General features: G+C 50.1%; 22 protein-coding genes and 1 pseudogene. 4 read left to right on the top strand and 19 right to left on the bottom strand.

What is annotated here, in order from left to right:
* Positions 1-334 precede the first annotated feature (334 nt).
* Positions 335-1,360 carry a homeobox domain-containing protein gene (locus ACO6UY_RS06585; RefSeq protein WP_422446051.1) on the bottom strand — a complete coding sequence of 342 codons (1,026 nt, stop codon included), beginning with the start codon at positions 1,358-1,360 and terminating at the stop codon, positions 335-337.
* A gap of 101 nt (positions 1,361-1,461) precedes the next feature.
* The gene (locus tag ACO6UY_RS06580; RefSeq protein ID WP_422446053.1) at positions 1,462-2,523 is read right to left on the bottom strand and encodes a homeobox domain-containing protein; all 1,062 of its coding nucleotides are present in this window, start codon (positions 2,521-2,523) and stop codon (positions 1,462-1,464) included.
* Between the two features lie 113 nt (positions 2,524-2,636).
* On the opposite strand from ACO6UY_RS06580, the gene ACO6UY_RS06575 reads away from it, so the two are divergent.
* Positions 2,637-2,969: an SDR family NAD(P)-dependent oxidoreductase gene (locus ACO6UY_RS06575; protein ID WP_422446163.1), complete on the top strand. Its 333-nt coding sequence runs from the start codon at positions 2,637-2,639 to the stop codon at positions 2,967-2,969.
* 158 nt (positions 2,970-3,127) lie between these two features.
* A pseudogene (locus ACO6UY_RS06570) lies at positions 3,128-3,259 on the top strand (SDR family oxidoreductase); the annotation flags it as partial.
* 14 nt (positions 3,260-3,273) lie between these two features.
* Here ACO6UY_RS06570 and ACO6UY_RS06565 read toward each other — a convergent pair.
* The 6 genes from ACO6UY_RS06565 to ahpC all read right to left on the bottom strand — a co-directional run bounded on the left by ACO6UY_RS06565 (position 3,274) and on the right by ahpC (position 7,139).
* Positions 3,274-3,678, bottom strand: a complete 405-nt coding sequence (locus ACO6UY_RS06565) for a hypothetical protein (RefSeq protein WP_422489420.1) — start codon at positions 3,676-3,678, stop codon at positions 3,274-3,276.
* Positions 3,679-3,707: 29 nt separating this feature from the next.
* Positions 3,708-4,055: a hypothetical protein gene (locus ACO6UY_RS06560; protein WP_422446057.1), complete on the bottom strand. Its 348-nt coding sequence runs from the start codon at positions 4,053-4,055 to the stop codon at positions 3,708-3,710.
* The gene (locus ACO6UY_RS06555; protein ID WP_422446059.1) at positions 4,052-4,357 is read right to left on the bottom strand and encodes a PDDEXK nuclease domain-containing protein; all 306 of its coding nucleotides are present in this window, start codon (positions 4,355-4,357) and stop codon (positions 4,052-4,054) included. The genes ACO6UY_RS06560 and ACO6UY_RS06555 overlap by 4 nt, the downstream gene beginning before the upstream one ends.
* The gene (locus ACO6UY_RS06550) at positions 4,339-4,632 is read right to left on the bottom strand and encodes a DUF1016 N-terminal domain-containing protein (RefSeq protein WP_422446061.1); all 294 of its coding nucleotides are present in this window, start codon (positions 4,630-4,632) and stop codon (positions 4,339-4,341) included. The genes ACO6UY_RS06555 and ACO6UY_RS06550 overlap by 19 nt, the downstream gene beginning before the upstream one ends.
* A gap of 160 nt (positions 4,633-4,792) precedes the next feature.
* Complete coding sequence (gene ahpF / locus ACO6UY_RS06545; protein ID WP_422446063.1) at positions 4,793-6,376, bottom strand: alkyl hydroperoxide reductase subunit F; 1,584 nt, start codon at positions 6,374-6,376, stop codon at positions 4,793-4,795.
* A gap of 193 nt (positions 6,377-6,569) precedes the next feature.
* Positions 6,570-7,139, bottom strand: coding sequence for an alkyl hydroperoxide reductase subunit C (gene ahpC, locus ACO6UY_RS06540; protein ID WP_422446065.1), 570 nt, complete (start codon positions 7,137-7,139; stop codon positions 6,570-6,572).
* Between the two features lie 181 nt (positions 7,140-7,320).
* Between ahpC and ACO6UY_RS06535 the strand changes: the two genes are divergently transcribed.
* Positions 7,321-8,079, top strand: a complete 759-nt coding sequence (locus ACO6UY_RS06535) for a sulfite exporter TauE/SafE family protein (RefSeq protein ID WP_422446067.1) — start codon at positions 7,321-7,323, stop codon at positions 8,077-8,079.
* Positions 8,080-8,126: 47 nt separating this feature from the next.
* On the opposite strand, the gene ACO6UY_RS06530 is transcribed toward ACO6UY_RS06535, so the two are convergent.
* From ACO6UY_RS06530 to ACO6UY_RS06515, 4 genes are all read right to left on the bottom strand, one after another.
* Positions 8,127-8,852, bottom strand: a complete 726-nt coding sequence (locus tag ACO6UY_RS06530; protein ID WP_422446069.1) for a hypothetical protein — start codon at positions 8,850-8,852, stop codon at positions 8,127-8,129.
* A 156-nt stretch (positions 8,853-9,008) separates the two neighbouring features.
* On the bottom strand, positions 9,009-10,307 hold the full coding sequence (locus ACO6UY_RS06525; RefSeq protein ID WP_422460708.1) for an OmpP1/FadL family transporter: 1,299 nt from the start codon (positions 10,305-10,307) through the stop codon (positions 9,009-9,011).
* Between the two features lie 181 nt (positions 10,308-10,488).
* On the bottom strand, positions 10,489-12,858 hold the full coding sequence (locus ACO6UY_RS06520; RefSeq protein WP_422460706.1) for an efflux RND transporter permease subunit: 2,370 nt from the start codon (positions 12,856-12,858) through the stop codon (positions 10,489-10,491).
* An 89-nt stretch (positions 12,859-12,947) separates the two neighbouring features.
* On the bottom strand, positions 12,948-13,949 hold the full coding sequence (locus ACO6UY_RS06515) for a YCF48-related protein (protein WP_422489419.1): 1,002 nt from the start codon (positions 13,947-13,949) through the stop codon (positions 12,948-12,950).
* Between the two features lie 359 nt (positions 13,950-14,308).
* Between ACO6UY_RS06515 and ACO6UY_RS06510 the strand changes: the two genes are divergently transcribed.
* Positions 14,309-14,809 (top strand): lipocalin-like domain-containing protein, encoded by a 501-nt coding sequence (locus ACO6UY_RS06510; RefSeq protein WP_422446075.1) that lies wholly within the window; start codon positions 14,309-14,311, stop codon positions 14,807-14,809.
* Positions 14,810-14,939: 130 nt separating this feature from the next.
* On the opposite strand, the gene pepN is transcribed toward ACO6UY_RS06510, so the two are convergent.
* The 7 genes from pepN to ACO6UY_RS06475 form a co-directional block, all read right to left on the bottom strand.
* The gene (gene pepN, locus ACO6UY_RS06505; RefSeq protein ID WP_422460702.1) at positions 14,940-17,597 is read right to left on the bottom strand and encodes an aminopeptidase N; all 2,658 of its coding nucleotides are present in this window, start codon (positions 17,595-17,597) and stop codon (positions 14,940-14,942) included.
* A gap of 49 nt (positions 17,598-17,646) precedes the next feature.
* Entirely contained in the window at positions 17,647-18,525 is an 879-nt protein-coding gene (locus tag ACO6UY_RS06500; protein ID WP_422446079.1) for a DUF2797 domain-containing protein, read from the bottom strand.
* A 75-nt stretch (positions 18,526-18,600) separates the two neighbouring features.
* Positions 18,601-18,870: a YeaC family protein gene (locus ACO6UY_RS06495; RefSeq protein ID WP_101747473.1), complete on the bottom strand. Its 270-nt coding sequence runs from the start codon at positions 18,868-18,870 to the stop codon at positions 18,601-18,603.
* Positions 18,871-18,885: 15 nt separating this feature from the next.
* Positions 18,886-19,767: a rhomboid family intramembrane serine protease gene (locus ACO6UY_RS06490; RefSeq protein ID WP_422489417.1), complete on the bottom strand. Its 882-nt coding sequence runs from the start codon at positions 19,765-19,767 to the stop codon at positions 18,886-18,888.
* Positions 19,768-19,788: 21 nt separating this feature from the next.
* On the bottom strand, positions 19,789-20,673 hold the full coding sequence (locus ACO6UY_RS06485; RefSeq protein WP_422489416.1) for an NAD(+) kinase: 885 nt from the start codon (positions 20,671-20,673) through the stop codon (positions 19,789-19,791).
* Between the two features lie 181 nt (positions 20,674-20,854).
* Complete coding sequence (locus ACO6UY_RS06480) at positions 20,855-23,371, bottom strand: ShET2/EspL2 family type III secretion system effector toxin (protein WP_422460698.1); 2,517 nt, start codon at positions 23,369-23,371, stop codon at positions 20,855-20,857.
* A 91-nt stretch (positions 23,372-23,462) separates the two neighbouring features.
* Positions 23,463-25,940 carry a ShET2/EspL2 family type III secretion system effector toxin gene (locus ACO6UY_RS06475; protein WP_422489414.1) on the bottom strand — a complete coding sequence of 826 codons (2,478 nt, stop codon included), beginning with the start codon at positions 25,938-25,940 and terminating at the stop codon, positions 23,463-23,465.
* Positions 25,941-26,053 lie beyond the last annotated feature (113 nt).

The raw sequence follows: 26,053 nt of genomic DNA, 5'->3' as shown, positions 1-26,053 counted from the left end.
AGGTTATCTGAGCATGGAGCAGTAATGCTTCAGCCTGCTGAAAAGCAGACTTGGCAGAAAAAAGATGGCCAGCTCGTTATCTATCACAGGCATACCGGTTGCCCATCAGTCACTACCCAGAAGACCATTTCCGTCTGATTACGCCGGTCTGAACTCTGCCGACTTAAAAGAAATCCTTTTTGCCCTGATGCCATTGTGAAGATTGTGGAAAATGAAGATAGTGCTACCTTACCTTGATTCAGTGAGAAAGGTCAGATGGCTATCAGCCACCTGGTGTTCCCTTTGCAGTCGCCCATCATGGATAAGCCGACAGTTGGCTTATTACCAACCTTATTCAGTTCCCCGGAGCAGTATTTGAAGTCGTTGCAGAGGATTCAGGTTGAGCAAGCCTGGATTGGCAGTAATTAGCGACTGAACGGGAAAATCGTACTGCGGGACTCCTTTCGATGTGTACTAACATATCTTCCAACGCTTCAACTGGTGATTTAGCCACAGTACTGCTGATTACATACTTCTCACAAGATAATGTATATGTCTGATTCACACCAAACCCACGCCAGGGCAATGAAGCACTTTGCTGTTGATCCCCCAAGGCCCGTGAAACCGCTCTTGATGGCATCATATTTTGAGCGCTGTTTTTTACACTATCCAACAAACACCGTTTTTTAATATTCGTTCTTTTATTTTGAAACCATAATTTAACCTCCTCTTCTGTCATATCAAGCTCTGAAGCCAGAAAAGCTCGTTCCTGGATTGTTACATAAGCCCTGCATTGAAATGCCTTATCAAGTTGTTTAGCTTTCCATTCAGGCACATATGATCGTTTTCTGAGTACTGCAGGTTCCGTGCTTGCCTGCCGGGGATATGATTCACTCGTATCAGCTTGGCTCGTTATCTTCCCTGAAGGAACTGATTGGCAACTTCCTACCGGATCATCCGCTGTTCTGGTGGAAGTAACGGCCCGGTCAAAAGGCCAGGGACTAGAACTCATATCAGGCCCAGCCAGTCCCTGATGCCTATTGTGATAAGGAGGAAACGCTGATGCCATGGCAGGCTGGTCAAGCAGGGGAATATTCCTTGACACATTACCAATACTGGCAACTCCCATACCAAATCTATCCAGCGCAATAAAGTCCCTTGCCTGTGACGTCCAGGGTAATAATCCATCCACAGAACAAACTGGTTCTTGCCCGGAATAAACTGGCTCAGTATCAGGATGGGCTGCAGCAAACCTGCCGCAGAAAGTCGCATTTTCAGGTTTTGGTCCAGAGGCTGAACGAGGGTCAGCATTTTCAGATGCGCTAACTGCGCCACGCAACGATGTGCCAGATTGGTCGGGGGAAAGCACTGCAGGGTCCATGAAATCAGCCAGTTAGTTATAGGTAATAGATACAAGCATCAAAAAATCCAGTCAACAGGTAGAAGTTATTCTGTAAAGCCTGTTGACGTTTAGTTGCCAGCTCATGTTTCAGTTGAGGTGAAAGAATATGACTCATCATCAGCATCAGTTAATTCAACCCTTGGAGCAGTTGCAGGAAGTCCGGGCCCGGAACTGCCGGATTGACTATAGTCAGCAAGTGAAAGGGGAGATTGTGCCTGAGGAATATCTTTGAGATTCGCTGATATTAACTGCAACGCTTCATCTGGTGATTGAGCCATAGCCGAGCTGATTACTTTCCTCTCGCGCAGTAATTCATATCTCTGCTGAGCACCAACTTCCTGCCGTGATGCTGAAGGCATTGGCTGCTTCGTCGAACGGACCCGGGAAGCAGCTGCTTTCGATGCCGTGACAGACCGAGCACTTTTGCTTTCTCTGGCTAAAGAGGCCTGCTTTTTCATGGCCGATCTTTTATTCTGAAACCATATTTGTACCTGTGATTCTTTTACCTTCAACTTTGAAGCCAATGAATACTTTTGAAACGTTGTTAAATACTTGTTGCGTTTAAAAGCATTATTAAGTTTCTGAAGTTGCCAATCCTGAAAGGTGGTCCGCAATCTACGTGCCAGAAACTCAGGTTCTACTGGCTGGGCATCCATTTCGCTCGTATCAGCTTTGCTCTTTACCGTATCAGCTTTGCTCTTTACCGTATCAGCAGAAGCTGACGAACAAGGCTCCCCACCCACATCCACTACCTGGGTAGAAGTAGCAATCCGATAAGGTGACCGGTAAACAGAGCCCATATCAAACCCTGCCTGTACTCCCAGGTGATAATGGTCAAGCGCCGGGGCCATGGCATAATGATTATACAGGGACAAATTCCTTGGTATATTATCGACACTTGAAACTCCGTAACCAAACATGTAAAGAGGGGAAAGTTCCCTTACCTGTGGTACCATGGGTATTACACTATCCACGCCATGGACTGGCTGCGCATCAGAAGTTCGTGCTATGGAAAACCTGCCATAAACTGCCGTATTTCTAACTTCTGGTGTACTGGCTAGACGAGTATCAACTGTTCTGGATGAGCTAACTACATCAGACAACATGTCAGGTGATTTTTTAGAAAGCGCTGCTGGATCCATAACATCAGCCAATTTGTTGTAGGTAGAACCATACTAGACGCGTGCGTCAAAAAATCTAATGAGCTGTAAAAGTTTTTTCTGTATTTAAGGTGACACTGTGCTGACTCAGATCCATTCACAAGGACTGGGACACGCTGTTCGCTGTGGATGTGAAATCCATTTTCCTGACCAGTAAATACTTTGTTCCATCCATGATTGCCAACGGCGGTGGTACTATCGTCAACACCGCTTCGGTGTCCGAACTGAACGGTGACTACAACATGGCCGCTAATAATGCTGCAAAAGGAGCGGTGGTCAATCTGACCAGGGCAATGGCCCTGGATTATGGCAAGTACAATATTCGGGTGAATAATGTCTGCCCTTCTGCCAGTGCAACGCCGATGTTTCTGGCCAACCCGACCGATGTCGTCGATCAGTTCAACCAGGCTAACCCCCTGGGAGGCTGACCGAGAATAGCGCCCGTAACGAGAATGGCAGAAAATTGAGGATAAAAATTCGGTTTTGTGAGGTGAATAGCGGGGCTATTTGCCGAACAAAAGCGGATTTTTAGACCAATTTGCTGCCACCGCAGTAGGGCAGTCTATTCTCGGTCAGCCACCTAGGACGCATCTGCACCCCGCAAGAGGTGGCCGAGGCCATGTACTTCCTCGCCTCCGATGCCTCCCGCTCCTGCAATGGCGTTAACCTGCCGGTGTCAGGCGGTCTGGAACTCCATACCGGTCAACCGGTGCAATAACCCATAACAAATGTTCAAACCGTTTCAGGTGCTTGCTCGGCCGGGGGTTTTGAAGTTATGACTCTGTTATAAATTTTTGTTATTGTTTCGGAGCCACTGGTAGCTAAGCAGCCGACAAGTACCCCGGTAAGTATGGGTGCAGGATAGCTAGCGCCCCAATACATTGCACACACCCAGCCAAAAAATACTCCACCGCCGGTATTGGCCAAGCAGTTACCGGCCTTTTTGACACGGCTTTCACTTACTTTTTGCAGCATGTGTTGGCTTGTTGGAACGGGTTGACTTGTTATAACGGGTTGACTTGTTGTATCGGGTTGACTTGTTGGAACGGATTGTTTGGTTATTACAGTGTTCATATCAATATAACCTTTACATGCAATTGGAATAATTTTTTTATAATCCAAATAAACATAGACCATTACTGATCAATCATGAAAATATTGAGTTGCTAATCATGACAAAACAGCACGCACTGTATTAACGCTGGACGGTTTTGATAAAACCTATTACTTAAGCTGCCGCAAAACAGCATCAGCAATTGCAGAAGCTCTACTTGAACACTGCCTGTGCCTTCCAGATGCCTGATAAAGTGCGCCTCAGAATCCTGCAGATAAACCTTGCAGAACTTCTGCCACTCTTTGGGCTGGGTGCCTTTAACAAACGACAGTACATCGGCGGTATAGAGTGCTGTCGTCCGATCATAATGTTCCGGCTTGCCCAGCTGCCAGCCATTGGCCTGCATTCGGGCGATAATGTCATTTTGGAACTCGATCTCTTTGCTGACATCCATGCTCATGAAGACGACTCACTGGTTTTATTGGCCAGACGCTGGCGAGCGTTGTTTATGGCTTGCTGGAACCGGGCTTCCAGTAATTCTCTGGGAGGCAGGCTGGTCAGATAGTCAGCCACATGAATACCGCTTTTGCCCAGCTCCAATAGAAACTGCTCCATATCCCGCAACAAAATGGCATCTTCAAGATCTTTTTCCAGGTAGCGGTCATTGAGATTGAGAAAATCCAGTAAATAAGGGTCTTTCAGCAAAACCTCGGGCTCTATACTGCCAGTTTCTTGCAGGGCATTCAGTCGCGCCTCAAGCACTTTTCGGGCTGTTTTGCAGCCATAGTCCGTTCAAAAAGCAAGCTTCCCACCTGTTTTCGCAGGGTGCGAACACTCCAGCGCTCAATGCCGCACATTTGCACATAAAAGTCTCGTGCCAACGGCTCTTTCAGGTAGATCAGCTCCAGAAAATTGCTCCAGTGCAATTGTCTAGACAGTGTCGAGACAATTTGATGATGTGAAAAAGCCCTGAAATACATAACCGTGGGAAACAAGGTTGGCCAGTCAAAATATGGTTGTTTATTTGTCGTCGACATGAATATTGTTAACCCTGGATTTCCCGGGTTTTCTGCAGTACATAAAAAAAGACCTCGGTTATACAACACGTGAAGTATTGTTACCGAGGTCTGTTTGGTCAAAAATAAAGCTTTATGACAACTTCAAAAGTTTTATGTCAAAATACCAAAGTACCGACAATCAAGCCGCTTTCTGCTGCTGTGGCTCTGGCGTCCGGATCAGGTAATCAAAGGCACCCAACGCCGCATTTGCACCACCGCCCATTGCAATAATGATCTGTTTGTAAGGTGCGGTGGTTACATCACCGGCCGCAAACACGCCGGGCAGAGACGTTTCCCCCTGGGCACCGGTGATAATCTCACCACGTGGGCTTAACTCCAGAGTGCCCTTGAGGAACTCGGCGTTAGGTACCAGGCCAATCTGGACAAAAATACCCGACAACTCAATTGTATTGCTGTTATCCGTTGCCCGGTCGGTGTAACGCAGTCCGGTCACTTTCTCACCATCGCCCAGCACTTCAGTGGTCAGTGCTTCGGTAATGATATCGATATTACCCATGGAGCGGGCCTTGCGTTGCAGCACTTCATCTGCTCTCAGTTTGCTGTCGAACTCCAGAACAGTGACATGTTCAACAATACCTGCCAGATCGATTGCTGCTTCAATACCGGAGTTACCACCACCAATGACGGCGACTTTTTTCCCTTTGAACAGCGGGCCATCACAGTGTGGGCAATAGGCGACGCCTTTACCCCGGTATTCCTGCTCACCGGGCACGTTCATTTCCCGCCAGCGGGCACCGGTAGCGATAACCAGTGAGCGACTGTGCAATGTTGCCCCACTTTCCAGCTCAACCTGAATCAGATCACCGACCTGCTCCGCCGCCACAATCCGGCTGGCACGCTGTTGAGTCATGATATCCACGTCATAGTCGCGGACATGTTCTTCCAGGCTTGCGGCCAGTTTAGGGCCTTCCGTCGCCTTAACGGAGATAAAGTTTTCAATACCAACGGTATCCATCACCTGACCACCGAAACGGTCCGCCACAATACCGGTACGAATGCCTTTTCGGGCACTGTAGATGGCAGCAGAGGCACCGGCAGGGCCACCGCCAACCACCAGCACATCAAACGGTGCTTTTTCAGCAATGGCTTCGGCCTGACGCGCTGCTACCCCGGTATCCAGCTTGTTCAGGATTTCCTGCAGAGAGATACGACCCTGGGCAAACAGTTCACCGTTCAGGTAAACCGAGGGTACGGCCATGATTTTCCGTTCGTCCACTTCGTTCGGGAACAAGGCACCATCGATCATCACATTGGTGATGTTGGGATTCAGGGCTGACATGATATTCAGCGCCTGCACCACATCCGGGCAGTTCTGACAGCTGAGGGAAACGTAAGTTTCAAAGCGGTAGTTACCTTCCAGTGCTTTTACCTGCTCTGCCACGGAATCATCCACCTTAATGGGGTGACCTCCACTGTGTAGCAGCGCCAGTACCAGGGAGGTGAACTCATGGCCCATGGGCAGGCCGGCAAAGCGGATTTCACTGCCCGTTGCCGCCGAGCGAACCAGCATGGAGGGTTTGCGCTCATTGCTGCTGTCTGATTTGGTGACAGATACCTTGTCAGACAGGCTGGCAATGTCGTTGGCCAAGGCGGCCATTTCCGCTGACTTATCGCTGTCGTCCAGAAATACCATCAGCTCAACGGCTGTTTTCAGGTTTTGCAGGTAACTCTGTAACTGGACTTTCATATTTGTGTCGAGCATGGTCGCACCCCTGTTTATGATAAAAATGGTGTCTTACTTGCTTCGATCAGGCTTGTTCTGACCGGGCTTCTCAGACAAGCCTCTGTAAAGCTGACCAGGAATATTGAACAACGGTTTATTCAGTATTCCTGGTCAGCCTTTGAGCCCTGCCCGAACAGGCTGTCCGGGCAGGCTATCAGCGGTAATCTATTACTTAGATCTTGCCAACCAGGTCCAGGGACGGTGCCAGAGTCTCTTCACCTGGCTGCCATGCGGCCGGGCAAACTTCGCCGTCATGCTCAGCGACGTACTGGGCAGCCTGTACCTTACGCACCAGGTCTTTGGCTGAGCGGCCGATGCCCAGGTCGTTGGTTTCGATGGCCTTGATTTCACCTTCAGGATTGATTACAAAGGTGCCACGCAGTGCCAGGCCGTCTTCTTCAATCATCACACCGAAGTTGCGGGTGATGGTGCCGGTTGGATCGCCGATCATCGGGAACTGGATTTTCTTGATGGTTTCAGAGCTGTCATGCCATGCCTTATGGGTGAAGTGGGTATCCGTTGACACGGAGTACACTTCGACGCCCAGGGACTGTAGTTTCTCGTAATGGTCAGCCAGATCACCCAGTTCCGTTGGGCAGACAAAGGTGAAGTCAGCCGGGTAAAAGAAGACCACTGACCACTTGCCCAGCAGGCTATGTTCGGTCACATCGATAAACTCGCCTTTGTGGAAAGCAGTGGCTTTGAATGGCTTGATCACAGTGTTAATCAGAGATTGAGTCATTTGATTTTCCTTTTCGCTTCTCTTGGAGAGTGTTTTCTGGTTTAACGTTTGTCTTTCACGTGATAAAGATTACGGCCAAACCATCGAACATCAAAATTAATTAAAAGAATACCCCTAATAGATTTACTTAATTGACAAAGCCTCGGTTCCCCGAACAAAAAGGCGACAACAGGAACGATTTATGGAAGTCACGGTAGTATCATCCGCAATACTGATTACACTGGGCATACTGGCAGGCATCATCAACACACTGGCAGGGGGAGGTTCCAACCTGACGCTGCCAGCCCTGATGGTCATGGGCATGCCCGCTGATATTGCCAATGCCAGCAACCGGGTTGGCATTTTCCTGCAGAGCCTGACCGGTGCCCTGGGCTTCAGGCAACATAATCGTCTGGAGACTGGAGAGATTCTGCCCATGATGATCCCTACCCTGGCGGGAGGTCTGGCGGGGGCAGTGACCGCGTCTTACAGCCCGGAGTGGGCATTAAAGCCCATGCTGCTGGGAGCCATGGTCACCATGAGCCTGATTATGGTACTGCGGCCAGCCATGATTGTTCCACCTGAAGGCACTGTGCCATTGAAAGTGGCAGACTCACCGAAATCGTGGGTCGGCCTGGCCATAGCCGGATTCTATGGCGGCTTTGTGCAGGCAGGTGTCGGCTTTATTTTGCTGGCGGCGGTATGTGGCGTTCTCCGTTACGATCTGGTGCGGGGCAATGCCCTGAAACTGGTCTGCACCCTGGCTTTTACGGTAGTGGCCCTGGTCGTCTTTATTGCCCGTGACCAGGTGGCCTGGATTCCGGCATTGGTTCTGTCCATCGGCTATATCATTGGCGCACATCTTTCCGTAAAGTTTGCCATTAAGGCCAAACCAGACACACTGAAAAAGCTACTGCTGGTAATGACCGTTTGCGGGTGTTTTGCGGCGTTATTCTTTTAACGAGAAGGTTTTTTAACGGGAACAGGTTTTTTAACGGCAACAGGCAATTAAAAAGCCGGCGTACTGTAACGGATCAGAAGCAAGTTGTTAACCGTAATGCAACCTTCAGTATCCCAGAATACATAGGGGTAGCGGGAATCATCAGCCTCGTATATAAGCAGAGAAGCAAAATGGGGCCCTAAGGAAGGGAGCTTTCCCTGATTATAAGCCCCCATATCGACGGATACGACAAGGGGATCCTCCTTATGCCTGACGACGCCGTTTACATTTTTGTCCTCAGCCAACAGAGATAGCAATGGTTCCAGTGCCTGGTGTAAATGTTGCCGAATCAAGCTAATGCGCAGCGTTTGGAAATCGTATTTTCCATGTAAATTCTGGACATACTTTTTCTGTACCATATCTGGCTGAGGATCATGAGCACACTCTTCTCTTATGTCCGGAAGCGAAATATTTGCACTGGTGGACGGTCTGGAAGCTGAATGAGTCAACAGGCGGATTCTCCTGCAAAGCTCGTCAGCAGAGGTAACAGAACGGCAAACTATTGGCTCGTCACTGGGGGTTTCCAACTTTGCTTCAGCAACACCATCTGAGTCAGGCATTAACGTCGATGTACCTGAACATGCCTCTGAGAAATCATTGATTATATGACCTGAAAAAGACGTACCAGCATTTTTTTCAGCCCTTGAAGATACCTGTTTGCCACTGGCAATCTCACTATCGGAAGGGAGTGACTGCGCCGCCAGGGTGAGCTGAAGTGAAGCAGGTGTATACATTAGCACTCATACCCCCCCATGGGATTTCTTTTGTTAATTTATTCATATCAACAAAGTAGTCAACAAATTCACCACCCGCAGAAAAAATAATGCCCGGCGACGGCCGGGCTTTTCTTTTACAATCACTTTTACAGGCTCAGACAAGCCCCTTTGGTTTTAGAAGCGTTTGGTTACCGATGCGCTGAATACGTGGGCGGTGTTGTTGTATTCGCCTTTGAGGTTCAGGTTTCCTGCGGGGCTTCCATTAGATCGATAGTTTTTCTCATCAATCTCTACTTTGGATCCGAACATATATCCATAAGCAGCATCTACCGTCCAGTCATTGCCCAACTCATACTTGGCACCAAGTGTCAGCCAGTTACGATCACTATCAGGAATCCGAGCTGTTCTGAACTCATCTTTAACTGGACTTTGATCAAATGCATAACCTGCTTTTAAGGTGAGATTATCATCATATTTATAGCTACCGCCAACAGCGAACGCCCACACATTTTTCCAGTTTTCAGGTACATATGTTATTACTGCTGCATCTGAAGGATCACCTCCAGAAACAGGGCCAGTTCCTTGATCAGAACTAATGACCAGCTTGTCAAACCGGCTCCATCGAGTCCATGTTGCTCCGGCCATTACTGTCCACCGATCATCCAGCTCGTGGGTAGCACTGAACTCCAGGGTCTCTGGCAAGGTTATGTCTAGCTTGGCTTTCTCCGTTGCACTACCTCCTAAAGCATTCCAGATAGAACCAGTTCCAGTAGCATCTCCTTTTAGCTTCAGCTTAATACTTGATCTATAGCTAACACCCATGGATGTTGACTCTTGTGGCTGCCAAATCGCACCAATATTCCAGCCATAAGCCACATCATCACCTTTGATCACAACATTATCAGTGGGTGAAAGAGGGTTAACAAAGCGGCTGAGTTCTCCTTCTCCATAGGTAGCGAAAACACCTAAACCCAAAGAGAGCTGATCAGAAAACTTATAGGCGACTGTTGGATGGAAATTAACGATAGTAACTTGAGTTTCATCGGCAAAATATTTCCCTGCCCAGTCGTCATCATAATCTGTGGACGAACCAAATGGCGCATATATACCGAAACCAAACGAGAGCTGATCATCCACAGGCATTGAGAAATAGCCAAATGGGATAACAGAAGTATTCAAAAACTCATCGTTACTACTGCTAGTAGGTCCTAAAGGAGTGGTACCTGTACCCTTAAAATCACCTTTTGGCACAACCACACCGCCACCCACAGTCACCTGCCGCTCTTCCAGCAGTGCAATTCCCGCAGGGTTAGCCGCCAAAATAGAAGCATCTTGCGCATTGGAGTTCCGCCCCGCATAAGCCGTACCTGCTGCAGCCGCTGATGATTCATTCAGAGCAAAACCAGCAGCACCAGCCTGCATGGCCAGTGTCAGTGTCGACAGGGCAAAGAGGGATTGATTGATTTTTTTCATTAGTAATTCCCTTCAGGCACATCTTAAGGTGCATTTTTATTATTGTGCGAATGTCGTGTGACTTTTCGTGATCGGATACTAATACATTTGTTTCAATTTGAAAAGCAATGAACCACCAACAAATAACTACCCAACAAAAACCTACCCACTGCCCACTGCCAACTGCCCACTGCCAACTTTTTTATGTTTCAGCCAAAACCCCTCCCCCAACCCGAGGCACCAGCAACAACCTGGCCAAAGCAGGCAACAACCAAATAGCCCCAACCATATTCCAGGCAAACATAAAGGTCAGCAAAATCCCCATATCCGCCTGAAACTTCAGCGACGAGAAGATCCAGGTACCGACCCCAATGGCCAGTGTCACCCCGGTAAAGGTGACAGCCTTACCGGTTATTTTCAGCGTTGCGTAATAGGCTTCTTCCAGAGACATACCCTGCCTCATAAAACTCTCTAAACGACTGTAGATATATATTCCGTAATCCACGCCAATCCCCACACCCAGGGCAATAACCGGCAGGGTCGCCACTTTCACACCGATCCCAAGGTAGGACATCAGCGCCTGACAGAGCACCGAAGTCAGCCCCAGTGGAATAATAATGCAGAGCACCGCTTTCACAGAACGGAAGGTAATAAGGCAGAGAATACTGACCACCGCATACACCCAGAACAGCATTTTATTCTGCGCCTGGGCAATAATCTCATTGATGGCCGCTTCTACTCCGGCATTACCGCTGGCCATCACAAACTGGAACTCTTCGGTGTTATTGATAGCAGCAAACGCCTGAGTTGTCTGAACCACCCGCTCCAGTGTTTCGGCCTTGTGATCATCCAGGAACAGGATAATCGGTGCACTGGAACAGTCGGCATTAAACAGTGCAGCCGCATTCCCCACCGAGTTGTTCAGCACATAAGGATTACGGGAGAGGCTTTGCCATTTCAAACTTCCTTCATTCAGCCCTTTAATCACCTGCTTGGACACGGTGACCAGCGAGAGCGCAGACTGAACCCCCGGCACATTCTCCATATGCCACATATATCGGTCGATGGCATCCATCACCGGATAACGGCTACAACCTTCGGGCTGAGTTTCCAGATAGGTGACGAACAGATCGGCACTGGTGGCGTAATGGCTATTAATAAACAGGTTATCCAGGTTGTAGCGGGAGTCCGGATGAAACTCCGGGGCACCGGGGTCAAGGTCACCAATTTTCAGGTCAGTTGCCTTGTAAGCGCCCGCAGCAAAGCCCAGCAGGGCAATCAGGATAGACACCGGCATTACCTTCGGGCTGGCCAGTTTGGCGACCACTTGCCAGACCCGGGACTCCTTCTGCTGGCTCTTTCTGGCATGGTCAACGGAGCGTTTGCTGACTGTGATAAACGACATCAGCACAGGCAGCAGAACCAGGTTGGTTAAAATGATGGTCGCAACCCCGATACTGGCGGTAATCGCCAGATCCTGAATCACCTGAATATCAATCACCAGCAGGGTAAGGAAACCGATGGCATCAGAAATCAGTGCCACCATACCGGGAATATACAGGGTTCGGAATGTCCGGCGGGCAGCGGTCAGGGCGTTTGCCCCCCGGGCCGTTTCGGCACTGATACTGTTAATGATCTGGACACCGTGGCTCACGCCAATGGCAAACACCAGAAAAGGCACCAGGACCGAGTAAAGATCAAGACCATAGCCAAGGGTAGCCAACAGACCCATCTGCCAGACCACCGCTATGATGGACGTCAACAGCGGAATAAAAGTGCTTTTCAGACAGCGGGAATAAAGGAATAACAGGAGGCTGGTAACGCCAAGGGCGATAATAAAGAACCAGACAATGGCTTTCACACCCTCAAACAGATCCCCAAAAATCTTGGCAATTCCGGTAATATGCAGATCAACACCCTGTGCCGCATATTTGCTGCGCAGTACTTCCAGCTGGGCAGAAAGGTGCTGGTAATCCAGGCTTTCGCCGGTTTCCGGATGTTTCTCAAACAACGGGGCACTGACGATACTGGAGCGGAAATCGTTGGCAATGATCCTTCCGACCTGGCCGGATTTCAGAATATTTTCCCGAAGCTGGTCCAGGCTGGCCCGACTGCCGTCATAGGTGTCAGGAATCACCGTCCCACCGGTAAAGCCTTCTTCCGTTACTTCAATCCAGCGAACCGATGGCGTCCAGAGGGACTTCAGATTGCTTCGATCAACCCCCGGAAGATAAAACACTTCATCATTAATCTGCTTGAGCAACTCCATATACTCAGCGGAAAAAATATCGCCATCCCGGGGAGCCACCGCTATGCGAATGGTATTTCCGGAGTTGCCCCCCTCTTCCATGTGACGAAGCATATTCTGGATAAAAGGGTGTTCCAGTGGCACCATTTTCTGGAAACTGGCATCCATCCGCAGTCCGGTCACCAGCTGCCAGGTGAGAAACAGTGATACCAGCAGGAACAACAGGCAAACCCGCAGACGATTATTGAAAATCATCCGTTCCACTATTGGTTCGCTGCCTTCTCTGGATAGAGAGGATTGGGATGAATGATGAAAAGACGACATAACTGGCTGCCCCGGATTTTTTAATTATTTTTATGGTCTGGTTCAAACACGTTCACAGTCGTACAATATAAAACCGTTTAAAGCTGTTTTTACTCCAACACCCTGCCTTCCAGGGTCATCCGGTAGGCACCACCCTGGCCAACAACCACAATAAACCCATCGCTGCTGGGTGCCAGTGCACTCAGTGTCATCCGGTCCGGCCGGTGTGAAACCGACAGACCACTGTTGGTACCTGAAGCCAGCTCCGCGCCAGACCCGGTCAGTACCGCCCCGGAATTGCCAACCAGCGCAATACTGCCATCGGTCAGTTTGGTGGAACCAAACAGGGTTTGATCGGTACCGGAGCTGAGTGGTTGCCAGGTCTCCCCGAGGTCCGCACTCTGATAAATATTCCCCCGCAAACCATGAACCAGAACACGACCATGCCCGCCACTTACACCAAACCAGGAACCTTCATACGGGCTCTCCAAAGTTACCCAGGAATGGCCCGCGTCAGAAGAGCGAAAGAGGATACCGGCCTCACCGGCCAGAAACAGGTTGCCCTGACCATCGTCGTTAATAGCGTTGTAGTGAAACTCATCGTCATTGGCGATACGGTCATCGATAAATTCCCAGCTCCTGCCGCCGTCTACCGTTTCAATAATGTAACCGTACGCACCCACGGCAAAGCCGTGAAGGCTGTCGCTAAACCATACATCCAGCAGTGGTACTGTTGCCTCACGATCAACATACACCTGTTGCCAGGTTTCGCCACCATCTTCTGTCTTCAGTACTATGGCATCGTGACCGACGGCATAGCCAATCGTTTCTGAGGGAAAGTGCACCGCCGTCAGCATTTGCATGGTTGGCACACTGGCCTGCTGCCAGCTGACCCCGTGATCATCGGAGTAGACAATGTGACCACGCTCACCGACAGAAACCAGCCTTACACCACCATCAGTGCGGGTCACATCCAGTAGAAGACTGTTGGCTGCCTTTATGGACTGGACCGCCGGGCGGTCAACAGGAGACTTTGAAGGTAAGGCATACACCGATTCGGCTGACAAGATTGCAACAGACAGTAATACGAAAGACAGAATGGCAACAGGCATACGACTTCCCTTCTTTTTATATTATTTTTTTAGTGAGACGAGTATAAACAAACATTATTGAACAGCGAAGTATATCCGGGTGCAGATAGTGAAAATAAAACGATTGTGGATAAAAAAAGCCATCTGCCCGCTTGAACATGTTGTGTTCATTGCAGGGTATCGCTGCCGATAGCAACCAGCTTTGTCAGCGGCTGTTGAGCATAATAAACGGCAATTTGTGTTAGTATACGGCTGCTTTAGCCGAGCCAACGGTTTTATATTTGCAAAAAACAATAAAAAAAGGCACCTGTCATGAATAATAAACAGCTCGTCCTATCAAGGCACCAAGGTGGCAACAGCCCCTGGCAGGAGAACACAGAATGATTGACACTAACGACTTTGTCGGCGTCTGGGCTCTTGAGGAATGGTCCGTTACCCACAAACCATCCGGCTATGTTGTCTACCCATTTGACGGTAATTCCGAAGGCCATATTATCTACACTGAAAACGGTTGGGTATCAGCCACACTGATGGAAACAGATCGTCCACCCGTACCGCAGGATCGTCGCCATCTGTTTGCCGCTCGTATGCAACTCGCCCCCCCGGCAGGTATCCAGGCACCAGAATTGACCGCTGAAAAACAACAGAAGTTTGATCGACTGAAAGAACTCTTCTGCCGCTCCGGCATGGGTTATGTTGCCTATTGTGGCCCATTTACTGTGAACGGAGATATGGTACAACACCATATTAAAAACAGTCTGATACCCCAGTGGACAGGTACTGTTCTGGAAAGAAAGTATGAGTTTGACGGTGACCTGCTAACCCTCAGCGCCACCGATGGTGACTTCGCCGATAAGCTGGTGTGGAAACGCACGGCTTAATCATTGCCATCGATTTACATGCCAAAAGCTGGGGTCATGTAACCAGCGCTGCTATTGTGCCGCCGGACGAATGGGGCGAATTCTTGTGGAAGCCGGCACCTTATTCAGGAAGCCGGCTTAAATCGAAACCTCAGAGGCTCTTGGTGACTACTTCATAAACATCAGAAGAAAGGCCGGGCGTTGCTTTAATTCTCTCCAATGCCTTACGCATACGTTCACGACAGCCAGGCTCAAATTTACGCCAGCGGGTTAAAGGCGTCATCAGCCGTGCAGCAATCTGCGGGTTTTTCTTATCAAGATCCAGCAGCTGATCCGTCAGAAACTCATACCCCAGGCCATCCACACGGTGAAACTGCTTCATATTGCCGGCAAAACCACCCAGCACAGAACGCAGTTTATTCGGACTGGTGGCATCAAAAATCTCATGCTGCATCAGTGCCAGAATATGTTCCAGGGTTCCCAGTGATGGGCTGGCGGCCTGTACCGACAACCACTGGTCCATAACATTGGTATCATCCTGATAACGTTCCAGGAAATCCGCCAGCACTTCGTCAATCAGCTCACGATTCTGACAGCCAGCATTAACGATACTGACCAGTGCCGCAAAACGATCGGTCATATTGGACGCGCCGTGATACTGTTGCTCCGCCAGCGCCAACATGCCTTTATCATCCAGACTGGTCAGATAGGACAGGCTGATATTTTTCAGCGTGCGTTCAGCAATATCTTCTGCTTCAGGTCGGTAAGGCTTATTGATGCTTAAAGAGCGCCACAGAGTTTCCAGCGACTCACGGTGCGCAGAGGCAATCGCATTCTTGACGGTCAAGCGTGCCTGATGGATAAACTGCGGGTAAACCTCAATCGCCTGTTCCGCCAGGGACGCTTCCGATGGCAATGACAACATCTCAGCTTTTACCGCCAGATCCAGTGACTCATCGGTGATAACCGTCCCAAACGCCTTGATCAGGCTTTCATCCGGGCTGCACTCCCTGCCCTGTTCCAGGGCCGCCACCATTTCATCAATCACACCACTGGCCAGACGCTGGCTGGCATCCCAACGGTTAAAGTGATCGCTGTCGTTTTCCATCAGGAACAGCAGGTCATCACGGGAGTAGTCATACCTGACCCGCACCGGCGCAGAGAACCCTCTTAATATAGAAGGCAGTGGGCGCTCTTCTATATTTTCAAAGGTGAATGTTTCCTTTTCCTGTTTGACATCCACTACCTGATCGGTGTCTCCGGCGTTATTAAGCGGCAGATCCTCACCTTCTCCGTCCAGCAGGCCAATACGTACCGGAATATGGAACGGCAGCTTTTCCTTCTGCCCCGGTGTCGCGGGACAGGATTGCTCAATGGTCAGCCGGTACTGCCTGTTCTCTTCATCGTATTCATCACTGACCTTAAGTACTGGAGTACCTGCCTGGCTGTACCAGCGACGGAACTGCCCCAGGTCGCGGCCAGAAGCATCTTCCATGGCTTTGACAAAATCTTCGCAGGTCACGGCCTGACCATCATGGCGGGCAAAGTAAAGATCTGACCCTTTGCGGAAATCCTCTGGCCCGAGAATACCATGGATCATCCGTACGACTTCCGCCCCTTTTTCATAAACGGTGACGGTGTAGAAATTGGAAATCTCAATAAACGACTCAGGTCTTACCGGATGCGCCATTGGCCCGGCATCTTCGGCAAACTGGGCGGTACGGAGAATATTGACATCCTCAATGCGTTTTACCCCCCGGGAGTTCATATCCGCGGAAAATTCCGAATCCCGGAACACGGTAAAACCTTCTTTCAGGCTCAGCTGAAACCAATCCCGGCAGGTCACCCGGTTACCGGACCAGTTGTGGAAATACTCGTGGGCAACAATCGCTTCAACCCGCTGAAAGCGGGCATCTGTCGCCGTTTCCGGGCTGGCCAGCACACAGGCTGAATTAAAGATATTCAGCCCTTTGTTTTCCATGGCCCCCATATTGAAATGATCAACGGCGACGATCATGAAAATATCCAGATCGTATTCACGACCATAGACCTGTTCATCCCACTTCATGGATTTCTTCAGAGAGATCATGGCATGATCGCACTGGTCAATATTGTGCGCTTCGGTAAACAGCCTCAGCTTCACCTCACGACCACTCATGGTGGTAAAGTGATCTTCCACATACTGCAAATTACCCGCGACCAGAGCAAACAGGTAACTTGGTTTTTTGAAGGGGTCTTCCCAGGTGACAAAGTGCCTGCCATGGTCCAGTTCGCCACGTTCAATATCATTACCATTGGAGAGAAGCACCGGATACGCTGCCTTGTCGGCGGTGATTCGGGTGATAAACCGGGACATCACATCAGGACGGTCCAGGTAGTAGGTAATCTTGCGAAAACCTTCTGCCTCACACTGGGTACAGAACATACCATTGGATTTATAGAGCCCTTCCAGGGAGGTGTTTTCCTGGGGCTTGATGCGGCAGACGGTTTTTAAAGTGAACGCTTCTGTGGGTGAGGCAATCCTGAGAAAACCATCCTCTTCCCTGAAGTCCGTGAATGGCTGGTCATCAATTTCAAGAGAAAGAAGTTCAAGGTCATCCCCCACCAGTACCAGCTCAGGAAGCATGTTCTCCCGAGCGTTTTCTGCAGCGCTGGCTGAGGGATTATCAGGATTACGACGAATACTCAGCACTGAGGTAACCATCGCATGGTCTTCAAAGAGATCAAAGGTCAGGTTGGTCTGATCAATCCAGTAGTCAGGTGCCTGATAATCTTTCAGGTAAATCGCTTTTGGTTGCGAGTCTTTCATCTTGTCCATCCTGTTGTCTTTTTCATAAGCGTTTGCACAGGGACTGTGATTAATTTACAGCCACGCTCACCTCATAGGCGGCATGTTTACGAATATTGACCACACCATTATCAAAAATCAGATACTGTCCCTTGATACCCAATAGCGTACCTTCAATCAACGGCTCCTTGTCAAAGGATCGGGATGTGACTTTGGCGGGGTATTCAATCACCGGGTAATCAATATTCAGTACGGCAGAAGAGTCGATATCTACTGACTTGACACCTGCCAAAGGTTGTATCGCCTGAATGCCAAATTGCTCCTGCAATGCGGTAATCCGACTATGGTTCATGTCCAACAGTTCCCGGGCGGTATCCTGCAGGTCCAGAGGGTCAGCGGGCCCCTTCAGCATAGCCCGCCAGTTGGTCCGGTCATTGATAAATTCCTTGAAGATCACTTCCAGCAGCCCCGATTGCTGACGGGTCGCCACGCGAATAAATGGCATGGCCTGCGTGGCACCCTGGTCAATCCAGCGGGTTGGCACCTGGGTTGCCCGGGTAATGCCAACTTTCAAACCGGATGAGTTGGCCAGATAGACGACATGATCTGTCATACAGAATGTTTCTCCCCAGGCGGGATCACGGCAAGTGCCCTGATGATAATGGCACTTTTCCGGGCTCATAATGCAGCTGTCACACTGGGGCAGCTTTTTAAAACAGGGATAGCAGAAGCCCTGGTTAAAACTCTTTTTGGTTTTCCGGCCACAGTGGCAGCAATGAATTTCCCCCTGGTACTGCATGGACAACTTTTGTCCCAGCAGCTCATTCAATGGCAGCAATTGATCGCCAACGGGCAGTTGGTAGGTAACCTGGCTCTTGCTGTTGTCAGTCCCGGTCAACAGGTCTGAATGCATTTTGCTGAGCGATCCGGTGATGGTACTTTCGGACACAGTTGTACTCTTGTGTAGGGTAAGAACGGCCCTGTTATTAACCAACAGAGCGACATCAACATAAATAGAGAGTCTTCAGTTCCTGAAACGAAGGATGGTGGCCTCTTCAGCAGAGCTGTCCTCTTTAGAAGATGTACCACCGGATTTGCACTTGCCGGGCATATAGCCGACCCGTTGTGACTCTGGCAGGTGTTCGTGTTCATAAACAATCACCGCCTGCAGGCTGACATCCCGTTCTTCTTCGGTCATGGCCCGTCCATCAGGCCACTTACCAAGTTCCAGGGCCAGCTTCAATGCCTGATGGATAGCAGGCGTCATCTTCTCCAGAAAAGCATCTAACTGCATGGTATCGAATCCTTTTCAATCCTTTTCTATAAAGCGTCTTTCTTTAAACAGCAAACCGGCAATGGCACCCAGCAGACAACCTGCCACAAGGCCGCCGGTATGTGCGGCATTGGCCATATTACCAAAGCCAATACTGCCCAGAACGCCGGTATAACCCACCACCAGCCAGGTCAGCATAAAGCCGTAGTAAAACGGCGGGAGTCCAAACTGCCAGTTCCGGTCTACCTTTTCCCGGGTCATGCAATACCCCATCAGGCCATACACCACACCGGAAAAGCCGCCAAAAATAGTATCATCCCCAGCCCAGAAGTACTGGGTAACATTGGAAATCACCGCAGTAAAGACGATGATGGCCAGTAGATGAATGCCCCCCTGACGAGTCTCCAGCCGACTGCCAAAAATATACAGAGCCAGCATATTGAACGCCAGATGGCTCAGGCCAAAATGAAGAAAGATCGGACTGATCAACCGCCAGTACTCCCCCCGCTCAAGCCCCATGCCAAAACTGCCAAAGTAGAGATAACCATTAGCCACCTCGAAGGGAATAAAGGAGAACCAGGCTATTGCCTGCCAGTTGGCACCGGCCCGGGTGATCAGCACGACCACCATACAGGCCACCATAAACAGCAAGGTGACCGGTACGCTCTGCCAGGGAATACTCTTTAGCAAAGCACCCACATTCACACCGGCCCTGGGGGGCGCTGCCAGCACTTTTAAATCACCGGACTGCCACTGCTGGTAAAGGCTGGTGACAATACGGGACTTTTCCTCATTCTCAGTCCAGACCACCTGTTTGCCTGACTCTTCTGTGACCTTATGGGGAATCCCCCGGGCATAGAGAAAGTAGGATAGGTCGCTCAGGTCGATGTCTCCGGGGAGTTCCAATGCCCTATGCATAATGTGACAAAAGTCCTTGAATTAACAGCGCTCTTCCTGATAGTTCCAACGCAACTTGGAACGACAGGACTCATAAAAATTATGGTTCAGAGGGTGCAGCAGTTTTAAACGCTGAGACTTCTTATGAATCGTGATTTCATCCCCCGGTGCCGAGGTGATATGAATCTGTCCATCACAGCTGATCTGCGGGGATATGGTGTTTTCATGGCGAATCACCAGTTTCAGCTCGCTATCGCCATCCGCCACCAGGGGACGGTTGGTTAACATGTGGGGGTACATGGGCACCAGAACAATGGCATCCAGCCTCGGGTGCATAATGGGACCACCGCCGGACAGCGCGTAGGCGGTTGAACCGGTTGGCGTGGCAATAATCAGTCCATCAGCCCGCTGCTTATAGACGAACTGCCCATCGATATACAGTTCAAACTCAATGATTCGGGTCGACTTACCGGGGTGCAGCACTACATCATTCAGCGCATCCCCCTGGCCGATCACCTTGCCCTGGCGGCGAACGCGGGCCTCAAGAAGAAAACGACTCTCGGCCAGGTAGCGTCCCTCAAGCACTTCTGCCAGCTGGTCATCCAGCTCATCCGGGGAGATATCGGTCAAAAATCCCAACCGCCCGCGGTTGATACCGATCACGGGAATATCGTACAGCGCCAGTGTCCGGGCAGCGCCCAGCATACTGCCATCACCACCCACCACGATCACCAGGTCACACTGCTGCCCCATTTGCTCACGGCTGATCATGGAAAAGGAGTGACCTGGCAAAAGACCGTCCAGCTGTTCATCCAGAACTACGGTCACCCCCCGCTGCTGCAGAAAGTCTGCCAGATGTCTCAGAGTATCCTCCACCTGAATACGCCCCTGGCGGCCGGTTACTCCGACAATTTTGAAGTGTTCCATAAACTCAGTGATGTCGCCTTAGAATGTGAGTTAGTATACGTTAGTCATGAACAGATTTTTACATCAAAGCATACATCATACTCTTCAACAGGTTCTACAAAAGACAAGTAGAGTGGTGCTCCACCCAAAGAAGGCCCGGGATAATATAATTTGAAGCAATCAGAATCCGGGGCAAGGTCATTCAGTTAGCCTGAGTCGACGATATCATTGATTGTTTTGAATCATTACTGAAGCTGCTATAGATAACCTCTGTAACATAGGTCCTGAAGCATTCCCGTTTGCCATTTTCCCAGACCACGTAGAGTCCGGAGATACCGTTGCCCAGGGTCGCCATAAGCAGGTTTTGTTTGACCTCATCGCAGAAGGGACTGGCCATAACCAGACTCAGGTAATCCCTGGCGCACGCCTCCTGGCCATTTTTCAGCGCCTTGAACAACCCCGAAAATCCCGTGTCGGATGTCGCCATTAGCAGATTCAGTTTGAACTCATCGCTGAAGGGGCTGGCCATCACCCGATCCAGGTAAATCCTGACGCACTCACCATGGCCATTTTGCAGTGCAATGTAAAGCCCGGGAAAACCACTGTCGGATTTCGCCCTCAGCAAGTCCTGTTTGAACTCCTCGCTGAAGGGGCTGGCCATCACCAGATCACAGTAAATCCTGACGCACTCAGCATGGCCATTTTCCAGTGCTACATAGAGCCCGGGAAAACCACTGTCGGATTTCGCCCTCAGCAGGTCCTGTTTGACCTCGTTGCTGAAGGCGCTGGCCAGGACTCGATCCAGGTAACTCTTCACGCACTCCCCGTGGCCATTTTTAAGTGCCGCGCAGAGCCCGGGAAAACCACAGTCAGATTTCGCCATCAGCAGGTTCTGCTTGACCTCCTCGCTAAAGGGGCTGGCCATCACCCGATCCCAGTAAATCCGGACGCACTCACTATGGCCTTTTGCCAGTGCTACGTAGAGCCCGGGAAAACCACAGTCGGACTTCGCCATCAGCAGGTTCTGTTTGACCTCCTCGCTGAAGGGGCTGGCCATCACCCGATCCCAGTAAATCCTGACGCACTCCCCCTGGCCGTTTTGCAACGCCACACAGAGCCCGGAAAACCCCCTGGGAGACTTCGCCATCAGCAGATTCTGTTTGATCTCGTCGCTTAAGGAGCTGGCCAGGACCCGGTCCAGGTAACTCTGCACACACTCCGCCTGGCCATTTTCCAGTGCCATGAAGAGCCCGGGATACCCCCCGGGGGATTTCGTCATCAGCAGATTCTGTTTGACCTCGTCGCTCAGGGAGCTGGCCATCACCCGATCCAGATAACTCTTCACACACTCTTCGTGGCCGTTTTGCAGCGCCCCGAAAAGCCCGGGATAACCCTTGGGGGATTTCACCATCAGCAGATTCTGTTTGATCTCGTTGCTCAGGGAGCTGGCCATCACCCGATCCAGGTAACTCTTCACACACTCCCCGTGGCCACTTTGCATTGCCACGCAGAGCCAGGGAAAACCACTGTCGGATTTCGCCATCAACAGATCCTGTTTGACCTCGTCGCTCAAGGCGCTGGCCAGGACCCAATCCAGGTATTTCCTGACACACTCAACATTCCCCCTGTGTGATGCCATGCTCAGCCCTGGCACACCATTGTCATTTTTAGCCATCAGGACAATTTTTTGATGATATGGATCAAGCCGGTTCAGTTGCCCCATGAATTGATCCACCATTGGCGACGAAAAATGTCCATTCCTGAGCATTAAAAACAGGATGGACGAATTCATATCCGCCAGAATCCTGACCAACGAGTTACCGGCCCGGCTCTCAACCGTTGTCGTGGTTAAACATCCACCAAAGGAAAGCTTGGGGAAATATAATTTGATTGAATGAGAATTCGGGAACAGGTGCTCTATTTTAATCGCCTTCAGGGTTTGCAGGTCAGGGACGATAAGCCGTTGGACTCTCAGGGTGTCGTTGGGATCATAACAGGCCAGCTTTATTTCCGGTCGCTCAGGCGACCAGTTTATCTTTAGAGCCATCAAATGGTTCATTGACGAAAACAGATAGGTTTTATTTTGTTCACTATCGACCAGCTGCTGTTGACAAGCTGCATAAAGTGCCTGGCCCAAGCCAGCCCGGTCAAAGTAATAACCTTCCTGTGCCGTTTTATAGCCATCAGCCGCAGTGTCATTCAGGGCCTGATCCATTTTAATACCGCTGTGACGGGAAATTTTATCAAGCCGATCAATGGACGTGAATTTGCCAACCTCTTTCGTGCCAAACTTGCCTGTAGCAAACGCATAGGCCAAATGCCTGCAAGTAATCGGTTTATGATCAAAGAGATTGTTCGCCCTGCCGTTGAACCTTCTCAGGTCGCCCTTTGACAGGTATTGCAAAATCCCGGAGGGATTAACAGCCAGGGCCTCTGTCGAGGATTCTATGGGTGTATTGCCACTATCCAGGGGCTTATCCACCTGAAACAGGTAAGTGCGTCCCTGATGGTTAAGTTGTTCAATTTTACGGCTAATCAGAGATGCATGTTGGGGAACATTGGCAGACTTGCTTTTCTTTTCACCGGGAATGTTTTTTGGATCAACGGACTTAATAGCTCGCGAAAATCCATTGAGGATTGTCGCTTCATTGACAGATTGAGAATCCTTCTGTGGTGTTCCAGCAGATGAGCGAGGAGGATTCTGCCTGATACTATACATAGGCTCTCAGGGTAGACATTAAGGCCAATAAAGCAGTATTTACAGTGCAGAACTCATCCTGAACAGCCACAATAAAGCTTCGAAACCATTATCAAGACTGAACAAGGTTACTGAAGCTGCTATAGATAACCTCTGTAACATAGGTCCTGAAGCATTCCCGTTTGCCATTTTCCCACACCACGTAGAGTCCGGAAATACCATTGCCCCGGGTCGCCATCAGCAGGTTTTGTTTGACCTCATCGCTGAAGAGACTGGCCATAACCAGACTCAGGTAATCCCTGGCGCACGCCTCATGGCCATTTAGCAGCGCCTTAAACAACCCCGGAAAACCCTTGTCGGATTTCCCTATCAGCAGATTCAGTTTGACCTCGTCGCTAAAGGGGCTGGCCATCAGCCGATCCCAGTAAATCCTGACGCACTCACTATGGCCATTTTGCAGTGCTATGGAGAGCCCGGGAAAACCACTGTCGGATTTCGCCCTCAGCAAGTCCTGTTTGAACTCCTCGCTGAAGGGGCTGGCCATCACTCGATCCCAGTAAATCCTGACGCACTCACCATGGCCACTTTCCAGTGCTACATAGAGCCCGGGAAAACCACTGCCTGATTTCGCCCGCAGCAAGCCCTGTTTGACTTCGTCGCTGAAGGAGCTAGCCAGGACTCGATCCAGGTAACTCTTCACGCACTCCCCGTGGCCAGTTTTAAGTGCCACGCAGAGCCCTGGAAAACCACACTCGGATTTCGCCATCAGCAGGTCCTGTTTGACCTCCTCGCTAAAGGAGCTGGCCATCACCCGATCCCAGTAAATCCTGACGCACTCACCATGGCCTTTTTCCAGTGCTACGTAGAGCCCTGGGAAACCCCTGTCAGATTTCGCCATCAGCAGGTCCAGTTTGACCTCGTCACTGAAGGGACTGGCCATCACCCGATCCCAGTAAATCCTGACGCACTCACCATGGCCGTTTTGCAGTGCTATGCAGAGCCCGGGAAACCCCCTGTCGGATTTCGCCATCAGTAGGTCCTGTTTGACCTCCTCGCTGAAGGGGCTGGCCATCACCCGATCCCAGTAAATCCTGACGCACTCACCATGGCCATTCTGCAGTGCTACGTAGAGCCCGGAAAAACCACTATCGGATTTCGCCATCAGCAGATCCAGTTTGACCTCGTCGCTGAATGGGCTGGCCATCACCCGATCACAGTAACTCCTCACGCACTCCCCGTGGCCGTTTTGCAATGCCAGGCAGAGCCCGGCGAAACCCCAGTCGGATTTCGCCCTCAGCAAGCCCTGTTTGACCTCCTCGCTGAAGGGGCTGGCCATCACCCGATCCCAGTAAATCCTGACGCACTCACCATGGCCGTTTTGCAACGCCACACAGAACCCGGAAAAACCCTTGGGGGACTTCGCCATCAGCAGATTCAGTTTGACCTCGTCGCTCAGGGAGCTGGCCAGGACCCGATCCAGGTAACTCGCCACACACTCACCATGGCCATTTTGCAGTGCTACGTAGAGCCCGGAAAAACCACTGTCGGATTTCGCCATCAGGGCAATCTTTTGATTATATGGATCAAGCCGGTTCAGTTGCCCCATGAATTGATCCACCGTTTTCGAAGAAAAATGTCCATTCCTGAGCATTAAAAACAGGATGGACGAATTCATATCCGCCAGAATCCTGACCAACGAGTTACCGGCCCGGCTCTCAACCGTTGTCGTAGTTAAACATCCCCCCAAAGAAGGCTCGGGGTAATATAATTTGATTGAATAAGAATCCGGGAAAAGGTGCTCTATTTTAATTGCCTTAAGGGTTTGCAGGTCAGGGACGATGAGTCGTCGGACTCTCAGGGTGTCGTTGGGATCATAAAAGGCCAGTTTTATTTCCGGTCGCTCAGGCGACCAGTTTATCTTTAGAGCCATCAAATGGTTCGGTGACGAAAACAGATAGGTTTTATTTTGTTCGCTATCGACCAGCTGCTGTTGACAAGCCGCATAAAGTGCCTGGCCTAAGCCAGCCCGGTCAAAGTAATAACCTTCCTGTGCAGTTTTATATCCATGAGCCGTGGTGTCATTCAGGGCCTGATCCATTTTAATACCGCTGTGACGGGAAATTTTATCAAGCCGATCAATGGACGTGAATTTGCCACCATCTTTCGTGCCAAACTTGCCTGTAGCAAACGCATAGGCCAAATGCCTGCAAGCAATCGGTTTATGATCAAAGAGACTGTTCGCCCTGCCGTTGAATCTTCTCATGTCGCCCTTTGATACGTATTGCAAAATCCCGGAGGTATTAACAGGCAGGGCCGAAGACTCTGTGGTTGTATTGCCACTATCCAGGGGCTTATCCACCTGCAACAGGTAAGTGCGTCCCTGATGGTTAAGTTGTTCGACTTTACGGCTAATCAGAGATACATGTTGGGGAACATTTACTGACTTACTTTTCTTTTCACCGGGAATGTTTTTTGGATCAACAGACTTAACAGCTCGCGAAAATCCAGTGAGGATTGTCTTGACAGATTGAGAATCCTTCTGAGGTATTTCAGCAGATGAACAAGGTGGATTCTGACTGATATTATCCATAGTACATTATTTCGATGATTTTGATGTGTACAATCTCCGCTCACCCTTAGCGTACTTCTGCTCCTCAGGACGAACAGAGTTTGGAGGCCATTGATAAAAAGAACCCATCAATT

This window comes from Endozoicomonas sp. ALE010 (assembly GCF_049310165.1).
GTDB lineage: Bacteria > Pseudomonadota > Gammaproteobacteria > Pseudomonadales > Endozoicomonadaceae > Endozoicomonas.
This window is presented reverse-complemented; position numbering and strand designations above follow the sequence as displayed.

What these genes read in the sequence shown, in the direction of transcription:
- ACO6UY_RS06525 (WP_422460708.1), bottom strand. Translation starts at nt 10,307, where the DNA reads ATGAAAAAAATCAATCAATCCCTCTTTGCCCTGTCGACACTGACACTG.
- pepN (WP_422460702.1), bottom strand. Translation starts at nt 17,597, where the DNA reads ATGAAAGACTCGCAACCAAAAGCGATTTACCTGAAAGATTATCAGGCA.
- ahpC (WP_422446065.1), bottom strand. Translation starts at nt 7,139, where the DNA reads ATGACTCAATCTCTGATTAACACTGTGATCAAGCCATTCAAAGCCACT.
- ACO6UY_RS06520 (WP_422460706.1), bottom strand. Translation starts at nt 12,858, where the DNA reads ATGTCGTCTTTTCATCATTCATCCCAATCCTCTCTATCCAGAGAAGGC.
- ACO6UY_RS06560 (WP_422446057.1), bottom strand. Translation starts at nt 4,055, where the DNA reads ATGAGCATGGATGTCAGCAAAGAGATCGAGTTCCAAAATGACATTATC.
- ACO6UY_RS06550 (WP_422446061.1), bottom strand. Translation starts at nt 4,632, where the DNA reads ATGTCGACGACAAATAAACAACCATATTTTGACTGGCCAACCTTGTTT.
- ACO6UY_RS06515 (WP_422489419.1), bottom strand. Translation starts at nt 13,949, where the DNA reads ATGCCTGTTGCCATTCTGTCTTTCGTATTACTGTCTGTTGCAATCTTG.
- ACO6UY_RS06490 (WP_422489417.1), bottom strand. Translation starts at nt 19,767, where the DNA reads ATGCATAGGGCATTGGAACTCCCCGGAGACATCGACCTGAGCGACCTA.
- ACO6UY_RS06475 (WP_422489414.1), bottom strand. Translation starts at nt 25,940, where the DNA reads ATGGATAATATCAGTCAGAATCCACCTTGTTCATCTGCTGAAATACCT.
- ACO6UY_RS06480 (WP_422460698.1), bottom strand. Translation starts at nt 23,371, where the DNA reads ATGTATAGTATCAGGCAGAATCCTCCTCGCTCATCTGCTGGAACACCA.
- ACO6UY_RS06530 (WP_422446069.1), bottom strand. Translation starts at nt 8,852, where the DNA reads ATGTATACACCTGCTTCACTTCAGCTCACCCTGGCGGCGCAGTCACTC.
- ACO6UY_RS06565 (WP_422489420.1), bottom strand. Translation starts at nt 3,678, where the DNA reads ATGGTCTATGTTTATTTGGATTATAAAAAAATTATTCCAATTGCATGT.
- ACO6UY_RS06585 (WP_422446051.1), bottom strand. Translation starts at nt 1,360, where the DNA reads ATGGACCCTGCAGTGCTTTCCCCCGACCAATCTGGCACATCGTTGCGT.
- ACO6UY_RS06495 (WP_101747473.1), bottom strand. Translation starts at nt 18,870, where the DNA reads ATGCAGTTAGATGCTTTTCTGGAGAAGATGACGCCTGCTATCCATCAG.
- ACO6UY_RS06535 (WP_422446067.1), top strand. Translation starts at nt 7,321, where the DNA reads ATGGAAGTCACGGTAGTATCATCCGCAATACTGATTACACTGGGCATA.
- ahpF (WP_422446063.1), bottom strand. Translation starts at nt 6,376, where the DNA reads ATGCTCGACACAAATATGAAAGTCCAGTTACAGAGTTACCTGCAAAAC.
- ACO6UY_RS06510 (WP_422446075.1), top strand. Translation starts at nt 14,309, where the DNA reads ATGATTGACACTAACGACTTTGTCGGCGTCTGGGCTCTTGAGGAATGG.
- ACO6UY_RS06485 (WP_422489416.1), bottom strand. Translation starts at nt 20,673, where the DNA reads ATGGAACACTTCAAAATTGTCGGAGTAACCGGCCGCCAGGGGCGTATT.
- ACO6UY_RS06580 (WP_422446053.1), bottom strand. Translation starts at nt 2,523, where the DNA reads ATGGATCCAGCAGCGCTTTCTAAAAAATCACCTGACATGTTGTCTGAT.